Here is an 867-nt window from a genome sequence, read left to right on the forward strand (position 1 = left end):
TAAGACGCCATTTCATTTGGTGATGCGGCGGTAGCAGATGAGGGTGCTGGCGATGCCGACGAAGGCGAGGAAGTGTTCGGGCTTGCGCTCGTAGCGGCGATGCAGGCGTCGGCATCCGTTCAGCCAGGACATCGTTCGCTCGACCACCCAGCGGTGCCGGCCCAGTCGGTCGGGGGCTTCGATCCCGCGACGCGCGATGCGGGGCACGATCTGTCGTCGCCGCAGCCAGCTGCGCAAGTGGTCGAAGTCGTAGCCCTTGTCGGCGTGCAGTTTGGCTGGCCGTCGGCGCCGTGGTCCAAAACGGGAGCGAATCGGCGGGATGCCGCGCATCAGCGGTATCAGAGCCTGGCTGTCGTGCAGGTTCGCCGCGGTGATGCCGATCGACAGGGGCAGGCCGTTGCGGTCGACGATGAGGTGGATTTTCGATCCGCTCTTGCCTCGATCGGTCGGATTCGGTCCGGTCAGCGGCCCCCTTTGAGGGCGCGGACGCTGACCGAGTCGATGGCGCACCGCGACCAGTCCAGCTCACCGCGCGCGCCGAGCTCGTCCAGGACCAGGCGATGGAGTTTGGCCCACACCCTTGCCTCGGACCACTCGGTGAAACGACGAAACGCCGTCACTCCCGACGGCCCAAAGCCGGGCGGCAGTTGGTTCCAAGTGCATCCCGACGTGGCCACGAAGATGATGGCGGCCAGCACCTCCCGGTCCCCGTGCCGGCGTCGGCCACCGCCCTGCGGGCGTTCCGGTGCCGGCGGCACCACACGCTCGAACAGCTCCCATAAGCCGTCCGGCACCATCCGCTCGACGAGTCCAACAGTCATCGCTCCAGACTGCCGCAAGATCACGCCAAACGAAACGGCGCCTAAG

General features: G+C 66.9%; 1 protein-coding gene. It reads right to left on the reverse strand.

From position 1 onward, the window contains the following. Positions 1-12 precede the first annotated feature (12 nt). A protein-coding gene (locus tag ACYF6T_RS44535; RefSeq protein ID WP_461703702.1) for an IS5 family transposase occupies positions 13-821 on the reverse strand; the annotation gives its coding sequence in 2 pieces (ribosomal slippage) (positions 13-471 and positions 474-821; 807 coding nt in all). Between the last annotated feature and the right edge of the window lie 46 nt (positions 822-867).

The sequence above is a fragment of the Streptomyces sp. 7R007 genome (assembly GCF_054850255.1).